This window comes from Marinobacter sp. R17 (genome assembly GCF_003789045.1).
GTDB lineage: Bacteria > Pseudomonadota > Gammaproteobacteria > Pseudomonadales > Oleiphilaceae > Marinobacter_A > Marinobacter_A mangrovi.
The window spans coordinates 114,721-129,856 of the sequence record NZ_RHGZ01000009.1 but is presented as its reverse complement, the minus strand read 5'-3'; the positions used below and the strand labels follow the sequence as shown (position 1 = coordinate 129,856).

General features: G+C 52.0%; 9 protein-coding genes and 2 tRNA genes. All 11 read right to left on the bottom strand.

Going from position 1 to position 15,136, the window contains the following annotated elements:
• Positions 1-292: 292 nt before the first annotated feature.
• Positions 293-1,411, bottom strand: coding sequence for a 5-methylcytosine-specific restriction endonuclease system specificity protein McrC (gene mcrC, locus EB809_RS08950; protein WP_123634475.1), 1,119 nt, complete (start codon positions 1,409-1,411; stop codon positions 293-295).
• On the bottom strand, positions 1,411-3,567 hold the full coding sequence (locus tag EB809_RS08945) for an AAA family ATPase (RefSeq protein WP_123634474.1): 2,157 nt from the start codon (positions 3,565-3,567) through the stop codon (positions 1,411-1,413). Before EB809_RS08945 ends, mcrC begins: the two co-directional genes overlap by 1 nt.
• A gap of 64 nt (positions 3,568-3,631) precedes the next feature.
• Positions 3,632-5,038, bottom strand: coding sequence for a hypothetical protein (locus EB809_RS08940; RefSeq protein WP_123634473.1), 1,407 nt, complete (start codon positions 5,036-5,038; stop codon positions 3,632-3,634).
• The gene (locus EB809_RS08935) at positions 5,039-10,093 is read right to left on the bottom strand and encodes an AAA domain-containing protein (protein ID WP_123634472.1); all 5,055 of its coding nucleotides are present in this window, start codon (positions 10,091-10,093) and stop codon (positions 5,039-5,041) included. It abuts the gene before it with no gap.
• 112 nt (positions 10,094-10,205) lie between these two features.
• The gene (locus EB809_RS08930) at positions 10,206-10,571 is read right to left on the bottom strand and encodes a type I restriction-modification enzyme R subunit C-terminal domain-containing protein (protein ID WP_223807885.1); all 366 of its coding nucleotides are present in this window, start codon (positions 10,569-10,571) and stop codon (positions 10,206-10,208) included.
• Positions 10,572-11,120: 549 nt separating this feature from the next.
• Positions 11,121-11,194, bottom strand: a tRNA-Cys gene (locus EB809_RS08925).
• Positions 11,195-11,282: 88 nt separating this feature from the next.
• Positions 11,283-11,358, bottom strand: a tRNA-Gly gene (locus EB809_RS08920).
• 166 nt (positions 11,359-11,524) lie between these two features.
• Positions 11,525-12,079: a CDP-diacylglycerol--glycerol-3-phosphate 3-phosphatidyltransferase gene (gene pgsA, locus EB809_RS08915; protein WP_123634471.1), complete on the bottom strand. Its 555-nt coding sequence runs from the start codon at positions 12,077-12,079 to the stop codon at positions 11,525-11,527.
• Between the two features lie 5 nt (positions 12,080-12,084).
• Positions 12,085-13,935, bottom strand: a complete 1,851-nt coding sequence (gene uvrC, locus EB809_RS08910; protein ID WP_123634470.1) for an excinuclease ABC subunit UvrC — start codon at positions 13,933-13,935, stop codon at positions 12,085-12,087.
• Positions 13,919-14,578, bottom strand: coding sequence for a UvrY/SirA/GacA family response regulator transcription factor (gene uvrY / locus EB809_RS08905; RefSeq protein ID WP_123634469.1), 660 nt, complete (start codon positions 14,576-14,578; stop codon positions 13,919-13,921). Before uvrY ends, uvrC begins: the two co-directional genes overlap by 17 nt.
• A gap of 161 nt (positions 14,579-14,739) precedes the next feature.
• A complete protein-coding gene (locus EB809_RS08900) occupies positions 14,740-15,021 on the bottom strand; it encodes a hypothetical protein (protein ID WP_123634468.1) in 282 nt (93 codons plus the stop codon).
• Between the last annotated feature and the right edge of the window lie 115 nt (positions 15,022-15,136).

The following is a 15,136-nucleotide window of genomic DNA, read 5'->3' as shown; positions in this document are numbered from 1 at the left end:
ATGACCGGGTGAATCAACCTACCAGAGAAACAAAGTGGTAATTAGAAAGTTGGGGGCAGGTCAAGGCGACTATACCCGTGCTACGAAACTTATCATTCTGGCAATGGGTAAAGAGCGGCATTGGTTCGGTCAGTTAGGCTTGAAACCAAGTCCGGAACGCGGTGGCCGCCCGACGGTATCAAAGGTAACGCGGTCCAAATTGAGAAAAATCAGGAAATAGCCTTGAAAGAAGAAATGTAATTTTGTTGCCATCTGACTTTGTCTCTACCCCAGAATTGTACTCATGGGTGCCTTACGGAGGTTCAAGCTGCGGCAGAGCGTCGAGCAAAGTGGCTCTGATACTCGCGGCATCTTCCGCTAAGTCGACTGTCTTGAAATGTAGCTTATGCCCCTGAATCATCACGGATTCACAGACATTCTTCCCAATGGAGGGATGGAGAAGCATTCCCTCTGCGCTCAACGATCGAAGGTCATCATTCCGCTCTTGGGACCGGAGGTAAGCATACATTTGATAAATGTAGCCGCTTCTTAACGACTCGTCCCGATGGTAACCCGGCGTGGTGATCCGATTAAATTTGGTGTCGACAACTAATCGGTAATCGTCATCTGGATACTCAAGGGCGATATCCGTTTGCATGGACGGAAGAAGCGCAGAAATCCCGGAAGACTCCTCTTCTTTCTGCCAATAAAGGCGTTGGCCCGGCATTACGCTCCACTTCGTGCTGGCGAGCGCGACCCTGTAGAACCCAGCAACAGCCCTCTCAAAAAGTCTTCTCAACCACACAACATCAGAGTCGGGTGACCTCATTAAGGATCTGCCTGCCAGCTGAGTAGGAAGTGCCATTTGGAACACCAGATCAGCGGCGACAGCCATCTTTTCGTCTGCTTGATCATTCCTTGAGAAACGATCATTGCGGCCTGAATAGCGCAGTGGCCGCTCATTCCGCACGCCCAGACGTTCTAGCTGGGAAACCAGTGAGGAGCACCGGCTTCTCATTTTCGATCCCCCAACCAAGCCAACAAGCTTGCTCAACGCAGAAGTCACATATCGGTTCCTAAGAGTGTCGAGGGACAGCTCATCGAAGTGACAATGTACTCGCCCTTTTTTCAGCAGTTGATGAGCCTCCGTCCTTAAATGATCAATTCTGCCCCGCACCCTTGAGAGATCAGAAGATCGTCTGCGATATCCGACGTTTAAATTTCGTGTCAGCCGAACTTCGACCTCATGGCATAGAACTTCGGCTATCAAGTCCGCAAGCTTTTCAGGGTTATCTTCAAACTTCGAACGCTGCTCACCCAGAAATCGATAGAGGTCTGATGCATATAACATGAGCAACCAGAGGTTCCTGACAGGAATACCTCCAGCCACCATTCGCTCATGCTGGACAACCTCAGTTTGCTCAGCCAGCATTACAGTCCTTCCAACATCTTGGACGCCTCTTGCTGGGGTTTCTCTGCATTATCGAACCAATATTCCTCCAGCAACGGCGTGATTTCCGTCTCAACAACCTGCTCAAACCAAGCAAGTGGATCGATGACTTTTTGATTCCTTGCCGGCGTGAAATAACTGTGCCCAATCAAAAACTGCTTGCCCAAACCAGGGTTGTCTCGAATCGTCGAATTCAAGCCCTCAACCCTCCGTCGGATTTCCTCCAGAAATCTAATATCGACATCGAAGTGGTGACTCACCCACTTCTTCCAAGTTTCATTGAGTTCTGGCTCCAAATCTAAAAATGCAAAGCGACGTCGGAGAGCCATGTCGACCAACGCCAAGGAGCGATCTGCAACGTTCATAGTGCCGATAATGAATAGATTTTCTGGCACATAGACCGGAGGTGCGCCAGCCCGGTGATGGCTCAGTTCCAGAGCATCATCAGGATTACGCTTATCGGCTTCGATGAGTGTGAGCAGTTCACCGAAGATTTGAGCAGGATTACCACGGTTTACTTCCTCGATAACCATTACATAACGATGGCCGGGATCGTTTTTCGCGCGCTCTACCAAGTTCATAAACGGGCCATCAACAAGCTCAAGACCTTTTTCGCCACCTACCGGTCGATAGCCGCGGACAAAATCTTCATAGGAAAGATTGGGATGAAACTGGACGGACGACAGACGGTGCTTCGCTTTCTCTCCCATCAACGCATAAGCCATCCTTTTAGCCAACCATGTTTTACCTGTACCCGGCGGGCCTTGCAGAATAATATTTTTTTTATCCTCCAGGCGCTGAAGTATGTTTTCGAGCGCCGATTTGCGAATGAAACAGCCATCGTTTACGACGGTCTCGATGCCGTAAGGCTCAAAAAGGTCGGACGATGGTTCAGTGGCTCCATCAATTACATCATCAGGATCGATGGCGTTGGGGTGCGCAGAGACGTCATCCGCGTTGTAAAGCCAGGCCGCCAGCGAGAGGTCTGGGAAAGAATGAACCTGATAGCTGTCTTCCTGAAACCGCTTCTCCAGTGCGCGAATAAGCCCAATGTAATCTCTGCCAGTGCAACGGCCTTTACCGCCTTGCTTAGGTATTGGCAGCTCCAACTTCTTTGTTATGTATTCCTGCGACTGAGCGTCAAGAGTCAGATAACTCCACGGGCGTATCCAGTAAAGCCCCATTGTGAGGTTCCAACCAACTCCTAACTGAGAAGCAACTTCGTCATATAACTGGGTAAAGTCGTCAGATTCGACGTCGTCTTCCTGATCAGCCTGGTGTTGTGCTAGCTCGAAGAGGTTCCATAGATTATCAATCGCATTCGGCTCGCGTTCCTCAGAAAAGGCAAAAAACCAAGACTTCTGGTTATTTAAGATCGGAATTCCCTCAAAGGAATTCGGCACAGCCTCATCCACGCCCAGGAAATCAGCCAATTCTTGAGCTATCGCGATTCTATTGGCGTCAGTGACACCCCGGTTAAACATCCCCATGGTTGTGAATGGGCAAATGTCGTCAAGGCCTTTTTTATCGAGGTAGGTCAGGCCATATTTTTGCGCGATTTCGAGGGCCTTGGTCACCAAGGCCGCTCTATCCTGCCTGAAATTAAGGAGAGCCTTGGCAAACGCTTCATAAAACAGTGTCCACCTGAATCGCTTTTTGTCTGAGGAAACCTCGCCGAATCTCTCTCGCCAGTAGGGATGATTTCTAAATCGGCTGATTTCCTGCTGTCCGCCCGCAAACGCAAAATTAACCAGGCCTTCTCTCATCCAATCATCTGGAATGACCTTCCAGACCGTCGACCTGTTGGTATAGAAATACCATTCCCTGGCGGGATCGAACTGTTGATCCCAAGCCACCTCGACCCTTCGCCCGTCTCCGACATTTCGAGTGATGGTGCCGATGGCTTTTATCGCCATTACGGAAACTGTCTGGCCCCCAGACTCAAAACTCAGTCCATGCTTTCGGGTATAGCTAGATTTGATGGCAATTCGCTCACCTGGCTGCATCTCCCGAACTTTATCTAGGAGCTTGTCTCTGTATCCGTTTTCCCAGATGCCTTCTTCGAGAAAGCGCTCGGTCTGATCTTCCGTCCCGCCGTATGACGCACCAACAAACCAGTACACTTGTTTTTCACTCATTTAAACTGCTCCGAGTAATCCTGCAGCGCCGACCAAACGGTGCATTCGGTGCGCCCAATGGCTTCTATTTCCGTTTTAGGGGGCCCAGATCCCGAGGAACTCCAGCATTGGTATATTCCTTTAGCGTACTTGTCACCAAAGACTGGACTCGTGCCAGGTCATCGGCGTTATTTGAGAAAAAACCAACTGGGACCGGGGTTGGATACCTTGCCGGGTCAGTAAAGTGATAGAGAACCGCAACGAAATGATCCTTCAGAAGCAACACCTCAAGTGGGGACAACTCGTCCGACTCAATGAAACCGAAAAGCCCTTCCCCCACCTCTTCGTTTTCGCGACGGGCGGTGTTTTTCGCTCGATTGTCTCTGTCATCCGGTAAAGGCACATAAACCTTCAAACCATTTTTTGCAGACTGATGCTTGGAGAAAAGTTCGTGAAGCTCAGACAGAGCCTGGCCGTGCCGCTCGCACTTACCCCATAGGTCATGACATGAAGGAGCTAACCAAATAAGCTCGGCTTCCTCGTTACCATCTGCCTCTACCGCTGATTTCAACGTCTCGAAAATTGTTTGCCAATTCCGCTTCAACTGTAAGGAGCCGTAGAGGCGCCGTTTGTCGGATTCAGAGCCATGGCCTTGCAATTCATCAAGGGCAAGCAATGCTAATCTTTCCGAGTTCACGCCCTCGTTTTCTAATAGTCTGAGCGTGTGCTCATCCTCTAGCAGATTCGCAATTTTTGAGATTTGGTTTATGTTGTTAGAGCCACAGGCTGAACCAAGCGCTTCAGTTCGAGCTCGGATATAGGTATCAGATTCCGGCAAACCGTCCTGATCTTCGAATGCAAACTGATATGTTCCTGCGTTTAACGACAGAACCTCCACGATTTTGTAAACAAAGTCTTTTCTTTTACTGCAGTCACTGAGCTTGTAGATCTCGGGCGTTTCCCCCCGCGGTCTGTCATCGACCAAATGGCCTTTTTTATAGATCTCGTGAATATTTGTCTGAAACGAGTCTTTGGCAAGGCTTTGAGATTCGGCTACCTTCTCCCGGTCAACACTCAACCTCAGAGTTCGACTGTCTCGACCGGACATCGATTGATTTCCAAGATAGCTAAAGGTCAAAAGGTCAAAGCAGAATTGTTTTCTACGGTCGACTATTGATTCGCGCATTGGCGAAGTCTCGGTGTCTATAAAAAGCGCACGCCCTTTAGAGGTAAGTCCAATCCTGCCATCTTTCCGATACTCCACCTCTCCGGAACTGAGAAAACTGGAAACGGCGTGATCAAGCTCTTTTCGTGAAAACCCGAAAAAGCGAGCGACTTCTTGCGGCAGGAAGTCTGCAACGTGCAGCAACTTGAGCAGAAAATCAGGGACAAAAGGCAGGCTTCCCCTCTCTACCAGGGAGTACTCGATCATGTACAGTTGCGACGGAACGGCGACATCAAGTTCGAAAAGAGGAATGTTTCCAGTAGACATTTATTTTCCTCCTTTCTGTTTGGATGCTGGCAAAATATCAAAACCGCTCTGTTCTTGGTGATCCCGGATATAAGATGCCACCCTGCCCAATCCGTAATGACCATTCTTGCCGCTCCACACCCTCATATCGCCAACAATGACCAACCTGTCCATGGCCCTGGACATAGCAACGTTGACGCGATTGTCTGACCGCAAGAAACCAGAGGTTCTCTCAGCGTCTGACCTGGTCAACGACAGGACAATGATTCGATTTTCTTTACCTTGATAACTATCAACCGTGTCTATTTTTACTGTCGCCCTGAATTCATCACTCCAGTTCTGAGCCGCGAACTTTCTCTTTAGGAACCGTTTTTGCTCGGCATACATGCAGATCACGCCAATCGTCGGTTCTTTGTCATCTGAAACAGTATCAAGCAATCCACTGCAGAATTCATCGTCATTCTCGATTGCTTTCAGCAGACTTACGATCTCCTCTGCCTCTAATTCGTTGTATTTGCTTTTGTTAGCCCCGCCCTTGTGATGTGCTCGCTCACCAAGCACCCCGGTATCAAGCCATGTCACTTCGCTTCGGATTTCCGAAGGAGCGTAAGAAAAACAATCGGGAATCCGACGTTCACCGGTTTCCAGCCTTCCGCCGTAAAAGACGCTGGAAACCAAACCGCCAATCGCTTTGTTCATGCGATACTGCATGGTGAGAGTAGCGCCAATCTGTTTGCCATAGGATGACTCAAAGGCGCGCTCGAAGTCGCTTCGCATGATGAAATCCAGTTCGTCAGACTTGGGAGCCACCCCAAACTCTCGGGCGATACCAAGCTTGTGGTCGTCTTGGTATGTGGGTGGGAGTTGCCTGTGATCACCGACAAGTAGGACTCGCTTCCCAACTTGCATCGCAACAGCTAACTCACTGGAGGACGATCTCGCGGCTTCATCTATGATGACCCAGTCAAAGGGTGTCTTGTTCAAAGCCAGATGGCTCTTGCCCATGCCAACACAGGTACCACAGACAAGGGTGCGAGAACGCACTAGAAACTCATCGTAGTTTGAGCTTTTGCTCTCCAGTCGCTGTAACATCTCTTCCGACACCCGTATCAAGGAAAGACAGCGCCTGAGCTCATGTGGCCGTGCTCCAAATTCGTCACAAACCGCATCATGTATCTCGCTGACAAGCTTTTTATAATCGCCTTCTTCGGGCATTGCCGTGAAAAAATGCTCGGCCAACGAACTTGAGAGGATAGAAAGGTAAGCATCTCTTTCAACCTGCATGTCTCTCTGAATCCTTGCATCCAGTTCAGTCGATTTCAGATCCTTATCCAGCCGCTCAATCTGTTCGATAGGACGCCGAACATTTTTTTCAACGATCAGAAGTTTCTCTATGAACGCTGGGTGCACCTGAAGCGATTGTGCCAATGACGTGAGGCGGTGATTTTGCTCTGCTTCAAACAATGCTTTCCGCTGATTAACAATTGCGTTGGAGTAGACATCCTTCAGGCCATCAGAAACCGCTTGGTCACTATTGCTGAAGCGAACAACGTCAAGATCGGTATCAAACTTTCTGCAATGAGACCGTATCCTCTCAACCGCGGTGTTGACTGCCTCATGAGACTGGGAGACCAACAAAATGTTTTTCACGTTTTCGCGACTGACGAGATAGTGACAAAACGCAGCTATAAACTCCGTCTTTCCGGTTCCCGGAGGCCCCTGCAGCAGGCCCACTGGCCCATAAGCAATTAACTTCTTGAACGCTTCTCGCTGAGCCAAGTTCAAGCCGATCGTTTTGCCCGTCTCTCGATCTTCTCGTTGATAGAGTTCAAAGTCTTGCTCAGCAGGTTCCTCGGAGAGCCTTTCAGGTACCTTGCCCGATCTCTCCTCGAAGTAAGCAGTTAGATCTGGAATAACTGATAACTGATCAAGTACCCGTGAAACCGCCTTTTTCCTTCGATCGAGTGACGTTTTATTCTGTTTACTCACTAAATAAAGCGTTTCGTCAGCGCGTATCGATCGGGTCTTACTCGTGCTATCGACAAATATCTCTTTGCCTGAGCTTTTGCGGATATCCACATATCCAAGGTATAACGTTTTATCGCCTTTTTTTCTGGCGAGTCTCACTTGGTCATCATTTTCGAAACTGTCTAGAACGGCGCCTTCCGCTGAATAAGGAATACGTATGTAAGAGTGATCCCGAGTTGGAGAAGGTTCTTCAGAAACTTCTATTGATGGCAACCCTTCAGTCTCAGTATCGATGATGGTTTTCCATAGCCGGTTAATTGAGATATCGCGCTTTCTAGACTGCGGTGAAGGTTCCGCAGGCTTCTGACTCTTAAAGGGTTCGTCTTCTACAGTTTCTGTTTGTTCATCTTCAGCCTGCTCGGCCTTTTCGAGCTCTTTAGGTACCTGTTTTCCCGCGGATAATCGGCGTACATCCTCAACCAAGCCCAGAAAATCTTCATTGTCGTCGAAAAACCGATTGAGCCCGGAGCAATCATCATGACTGTGCTGCGTCAGTCGAATCGCACAGTCAATTCTGTACTGAGCATTATTTCGATCACGGGCCCAAATATCGTCTTGTGTATTCAAGAAAATAATCCGTCCGAATTTGTGCTCAGAGGGATCGTAAGTGCAGAGAAAGTTGCCTCCAATGCCACTGAATTTCACCGTCAGCATTCTTTCTTGCTTACGATCTGGCTCCACGCTCACCAGCAATTCACCATTATCTGGCAGAATCGTCAGTTGATCAGTAACCCTTGAAGTTTGAATCGAAACTGTTGGCCTCTCAGCCCTCGGGTTTCTCTCCTTTCTTGTCGCATCTCTAAACCTGTCGAGTGAAAGAAACCCTGCCCGGCTTCCTTGTTCCAAGTTAATAATTTCTCGGATGCCCGTCAGATCGCTGTCACGTGCAATGTCCCACTCCATACCCAACAGCTCTGCGGACATTCGCAAGACTGCAAAATTATCGCGTTCGTAGGGAGAAGCATTCTCAGCGGGCGGGCTGTACCGGAAGTTCTTGGTCTCGTCGGAATCAATCGCCAAATCCGGAAAGTCGAGCAGATAAACCAAAAAAGACCCTTCGCTTTCCTCTGACAGACAAACTTTCACATTGTCTGGGTGCAGGTCACCATGCGCAATGTCTTGCTCATGCATAAATGCAACGTGATCACAAAGGCGCTCGATAACGTCGAAACGCATTTCGCGGTCGAGGTTCGACAGTTCAGACCAATGGACGCCATCCACCAACTGGTAGACCACGAAAGGCTCGTCACGCTTTGCCAGGCCAAACTCGTCGATCCTAGGGATGAAATCTAGCTTCAACTGCTGCAGCCGTTCTACGGTGTTAAGGAAAGCCAGAAGTCTTGGTCCTGCCCCCAGGTCATCGCCACCGATTTCAAAACCCGGCCATGTCTTTACAACATTGGATCCTGATCGATAGACCTCTTTGAGGGGATTATCAACATACTCCTCGTCAAGGCGATAAACGCGTTCGACCCGAAGCGACGGCTGGCGGAACCTATCGAGAGTCTCCTCGTCGAACTCGAACACTTCGTCATTCGAAGGCTGGCCTTCGTTGAGTGCCTGCAGAAAGCTTCCTGCATCAGCAAACCGCCCGCTAGGCGTCTCATGAATCGCCTTTAGTATTATCGGCGCGTACCATTCCTTAGACCTTTGAGCTTCCCCAACAATCTTGCTCAAGAGAGCATTATCAGTCGTATTCGGAATGTTCCTAGCTTGTATCAAATGCCAGAGCAATACTCCCAGGGCAAAGACATCACGCTTGTATGGCGTATCTGCTTTGACGCCAGGATTTTCATCTTCTGGCATTTGGATGGCACCGATACTGAGCTCTTTGCGCTGTTCTCCCACTGTTCCAGCCGGCTGAAAATAAGCTGCGATAAAGTTCGAGAGTGTTACAGCGTTCGACGGGGATAACCAAATGCTGTGATCGCCTACGTCCCTGTGAGCGACTTTCGCGCCATGCATTCTCGCGAACTGCGAGACCAAAATTTTTCCGACATTCAGTCGCTCTTGAATCGAATAGCCGACGACGTGGCTGTTGATGAAAGCGTTGAAACGCAAATGGCCGCTCGGGAGCTCGAACCGCTCACAGAACTGACGCGTCATATCGTCCTGTGAGGGATTGGACAGTGGTCTGAGGCAATTCTTGTACAACTCAGGTTCGGTTAGACGAATCTGAGTCATTACCTCCTGTTCTCTGGATATGATTCTGTAACGACCTTCTGGGGTTTTCGGCTCGTTACCGGAAAGCTTATTGAAATCCCAGAGTCGGAGAAGCCCGCGATCCAGCTTGTGGTAATCGTTTACCGCTTCGTATTCCGCGTACGCACCCAGCGGATGGGAGAATATTTTTTCCTTTGCACGGTAACCATCCACAACAAGATCGCGTTCTTGGACATTCGAATCGTCGAAGAGCCGGTCGAAAACGCCAATATAAGCGTTTAGGTCCTTCGCATTCTGAGGATGATTGAATGTCTTATTGAATTTTCTCTCATCGGCTAGCTTCAGAAAATCCTTCAGCTTTAAAACAAAGCCTTTCTCGTTTTCTGAAATACCGGATAGATCGCAGTTGCCAGACATGACAACTCGATACTCAATTCGAGGCACTTTCTTTCCGGGCAGTTGGTCCCGAATTCTTTCAATTCTGTTCTTGAGGAGAAAAAACTTACTTCTCGTAACGCTGACTGGTGAACGGCCGCGATCATTGCCATTCTGCAGCCAGCGATCGCCTGAGCTCACCACGGTGCCGTGCCAATGCTTCAGCTCAATAATGAGAATGTTTTTATGAGTGACGATAACGAGGTCAAATTCACCGTCGTTACCTTTGGAGTTGGAAAATCGGAATCCCGCGTACCCCTTCCAGGGCCACATGCCGGGATGCTTTCTATCGCCTATCAGGCCACTAAGCTGTTGCGCCATCGCAGTTTGCTTTGACTTTCGCTCGGCCATCGATGGTGGCGCATTCTTCTCATCGAACGCGGCTTCTATTTGGCTGATCGCGTTTAATTCATGAATCAGCAGGCCACCATCCCAAAGCTTGACTTCCATTTACTACTCCCCTTTCCGCAGCAATGCTGCTAAAAACATGGCAAGGGAACCTGAGGGCTTCCATGCCATCAATTTGCTCTATCTTTCGGTCCAATCAATTAAAAAAAGCTCGTCAATAAAGCGCCTTTTGAAACCCCACAAACACATCACGTATGTTGGCCACTGGCCCCATTTCCCGAACTGCATCTCGAACGGTTTGATATTTGAGCTCAATGAGCTGGGGAAGCTTGTTCGGGACGAGCTCTCCCACACCTCGCTCCACATAATGGTTCAGCACAAAGCGGAGAAACTCCTGCTGTCGGTAATTGTACTGGCCGTATATCTGCTCTCGATGAGCCTCGACCCGTTCCGAGCGAGTGACGGGGGGGGATGCGATGAAGGCGAGCACATCGTAGATGTCACTTTTGTGGGCCTCGATGATTCGACCTATTTCCTGGAGGTGATCTGCGCCGTAGCCTTTCTCTTCCAGCCCTTCCATAAGTTTTTTCGGGTATCAGGGCGCCCCCAAAGCTCCCGTAATTTGTCTTCATCTGCGAACCACTCTGGCAGGTCACCGTAAAGGCGCTGGATGAACTCGGCTGCAGACATAGGCTTGCCATCCGCCCCTACCTCGAAATTCTATGACTGAACGTAGCTGTTAACCAGATCTACTAAAATTCGCAAAGACAACCTTTAACCAAAATTTACCTGTAGCAAGAAGGTGATTCCTGCGCAGTAACGATACGAATTCTGTAGCCTCTATCTTTCGGGAAAATTCTTGGTGTTGGAGGCTAGCTTAATCACCCGAATTCAGCCCAATAGCTTGTCTAAAAGAACTGAAAGTGCATCCGACACATAGAGACAGTGCTTGAACTTCGAAAGGTTGGCTGAAGCTTAAAGGGAGAGTTTTTATCGAAGTTGTCGGTCAATTTGTTGCCAGCGGCCAAAGACCGTGCACATGACATGGCATAGCGAAACAGACTAGCGCCGACAGAAAGTCGCGAAGTAACAAGAATCAAGCTGACTGACATGATTTCAGGGAAGAGATTGGAGGCGCGGGTCGGAATCGAACCGGCGTACACGGAGTTGCAGTCCGCTGCATAACCACTCTGCCACCGCGCCGGGGAAAGCCTTGGAAACGGGCTTTTGCTCTCAGGAGGCATTGAGAGACTTGGATTGTGATTTCCAACCGGCGAAACCGGAGAGAAATTGGAGCGGGAAACGAGATTCGAACTCGCGACCCCAACCTTGGCAAGGTTGTGCTCTACCAACTGAGCTATTCCCGCCCTACTCTCCAAACCTGAACACAGATTTTGAAGAATAACTTCGCTGCGATGAATCGCTGTCATCGCTGAAGTGGCGCATATATTAATGGATCAGCCCGGGGTGTCAACCCTTTTTTTGATTCGGCCGTTCACCCTAACTGGTTGATTATTCTTTAAACAGAACCCCTCACTCCCCGGCTTTGGGGAACAGATCCGGCCAGGCCGCTTTCAGGTAAAGGTACATGGACCACAGGGTCAGGATCGCGGCGACGTACAGCAGCACCTTGCCGAGAATGGCGCCTACCGTACCGATCGGGAACGCCAGCAGCATGATGATGGACACCATCTGGGCCGTGGTCTTGATCTTGCCGATGTAGGACACCGCCACGCTGGCGCGTTTGCCCATTTCCGCCATCCATTCCCGCAAGGCTGAGATCACGATCTCGCGGCCGATGATGATGCTCGCGGGGATCGTCATCAACATGGAATGGTGCTCGTCCACCAGAACCGTCAGCGCTATGGCCACCATCAACTTGTCCGCCACCGGATCAAGGAAAGCGCCAAACGGCGTGCTCTGGTTCAGGCGGCGGGCCAGGTAGCCATCGAGCCAGTCGGTGGCGCCGGCCAGGGCGAAAATGGCCGCGCTGGTCAGGAAGTGCCACTCGAATGGCAGATAAAAGATCACGACGAAAACCGGGATCATCACAATCCGCGACACCGTCAGTATGTTGGGTAGATTCATTCGCCCTACTCGTTGTGAAGTGCTGCGTAAATCGATTCGGCCAGCCCGCGACTGATGCCCCGGACTTTGGCAATCTCCGTGACACTGGCCTTCTTGATCTCCTGGATGCCGCCGAAGTAACGGATCAGCTCCCGTCGGCGTTTCGCACCCACGCCCTCGATGCCTTCCAGCGTCGACTGCCGGCGTTTCTTGTCCCGCCGTGCCCGGTGGCCGGTGATGGCAAACCGGTGCGATTCGTCGCGAATGTGCTGGATCAGATGCAACGCCGGTGAATCGGAGGGTACCCGGAACGTGGCGTCCGTCAAGGCATCGATCAATTGTTCCATGCCGGCTTTACGGGTGACGCCTTTGGCCACGCCGATCAGCGTAATGTCCGACAGACCCAGTTGTTCGAACACATCCCGGGCCACATTGAGCTGCCCTTTACCGCCATCGACAAACACCAGATCCGGCCGCTTGCCCTCGCCGGACTTGATGCGGGTGTAGCGCCGCGTCAGGACCTGGCGCATGGCGCCGTAGTCGTCACCCCCGGTCACGCCCTCGATGTTGTACAGGCGATAGTCGCTCTTGAGCGGCCCGTTTTCGTCGAACACCACGCAGGACGCCACCGTATTCTCGCCGTGACTGTGGCTGATATCAAAGCATTCCATGCGCGACGGCGTTTCCTTGAGCTCGAGCAGGTCCCGCAACGCCAGCAGACGGCGATAGACCGTTTCCTTGCTGGCCAGGTGCGTCAGCAGTGTCTGCTGGGCGTTGGTGGCGGCCAGGTCCAGCCAGCGGCGTCGCTCGCCCCGGACGTTTTTGCGGATGCGTACCTCGCGCCCGGCCGCTTCCGTGAGCGCCTGCGACAGGACGTCCTGCTCCTCGACATCCACCGGCACCAGTACTTCTCGCGGAAACTCGCGCTGGGCATCGCCGCCGAAATAGAACTGCCCCAGGAAGGCACTCAGCAGCTCGGCGTCGGACTGCTCCAGCGAGAACCGGGGGAAATAATCCTTGGTGCCGAGTACGCGCCCGCCCCTTACGAGAATCACCACCACGCACACCACACCCGCGTCCTGCGCCATGGCGATGACATCGGCATCGCCGCCGCTGGCTTCGATGGACTGCTGCTCCTGGACGTGGCGCAGGTGGTTCACCTGGTCGCGATAGATCGCTGCTTTCTCGAACTCCAGGGCCTGACTGGCGGTTTCCATGGACTGCATCAGGTCGTCCAGGATGGCCGGGTTCTTGCCCTCCAGGAACATGGTGGCGTGGCGGATGTCGTCGGCGTAGTCCTCGGGAGAGATATAGCCCACGCACGGGGCCGTGCAGCGGTTGATCTGGTACTGCAGGCACGGGCGCGAGCGGTTATTGAAATAACTGTCAGAACAGTTTCTTATGCGGAATATCTTCTGCAGCACATTAAGGCTTTCGCGCACGGCACCAGAGCTGGGGTACGGCCCGAACCAGCTGCCCTTGGCGCGTCGGGTGCGACCCCGGCGGAAGGTCAGCGAGGGGTATTTGTCGTGACCCGAGAGATAGATATACGGATAGGACTTGTCGTCCCGGAGCAGGATGTTATACGGCGGGCGCAGGGATTTGATGAGGTTCTGTTCCAGCAGCAACGCTTCGGTTTCGCTGCCGGTGATGGTCACCTCGACCTGGGCGATACGACTGACCAGGGCCTCTGTTTTGGCGGACAGGCCGCTCTTGCGGAAGTAGCTGCTGACGCGGTTCTTGAGGTTACGGGCCTTACCGACGTACAGCACCTCACCGGCCGCATCCAGCATCCGGTAGACGCCGGGACGTTCGGTGAGTCGCTTGAGAAAGGTCTTGCTGTCGAATTCGTGGGCCGTGTCAGACTTTGTCGGCATCAAGCAACCCGAGTCTGACGGCCATCAGGGCAAGCTCCACATCGCTGGAAATATCCAGCTTCTCGAAAATCCGGTAACGGTAGCTGTTGACCGTTTTGGGGCTGAGGCAAAGCTTGTCGGAGATGTCCTGCACTTTCTGACAATCCACCACCATCATGGCGATCTGCAGTTCGCGCTCGGACAGTTTGTCGAAGATGGACAGCTTGTCGTCGTCCGGGCTGTCGCCGCCCAGCTGCTTGAGCGCCATTTTCTGGGCGATTTCCGGGCTGATGTAACGCTGGCCGGTGTGCGCCATGCGGATGGCTCGGACCATCTCCTTGATATCGGCGCTTTTGGTGATGTAGGCGGACGCGCCGGCCTGCATGACCCGGGTTGGGTAGGGATCGTCGGCGCAGGCAGTCACCACAATCACGCGCACCGAGTCTTCGATACGCAGGATTCGCCGCGTGGCTTCCAGTCCGCCGATGCCGGGCATCCGGATGTCCATCAACACAATATCGGGGACATCCTTGCGGACGAAGTCGACGGCCTCCTCACCGGACGCGGCCTGACCAATCACCTCGATATCCGTGTTGTCTGCCAGCATCCGCGTGATGCCTGATCGAACCAGCTCGTGGTCGTCTACAACCAGGACCCTGATCAAAATCCACCCCGCACTTTATTCGCTATTCTTGATGAGCCAAACCGGTTGGCTGTTACCGCGCCCCGCTGACCGGACGTGGCCGTATGCCGAACTGGAGCCTTTTGGCGGCTCCTCGCAGAATTGTATCGTCTAAGGGGCTTGCGGGATACCCGTCAAACCAACTAATTCCGCATAGCGGACCCGGGGCCATTGCCCTGTTTCGGGCCCAGTCCGGCGGTGTTCTCGACAGGATTGAACCAGACTACCAGATCCCCCTGCTTGACCGCTGTCATGACCCGGGCCTTTTCAGCCATCGGTGATTCCGTGTCGTTAACGCCGTGATAGCGGGTGCAGTACTCCTCGACCAGGCCTTCGAGCTGGTCGTCCGACAGCAGTTCGGTGTCCACGATGAAAGGCTCCTGCCGGGGATCGGCTTCCGGGGATTTCTCGGTGTCGTCAGTCATGGCGAAGCGTGCCTCTGGTGGCGGGGTTGAAAAGGGAGCGGAACGGTACAGATCCGGCGTGGACTGTACCTTACCAGAACAGTCCGATTCATTTACTATCGGCGCCCGGTTTTAT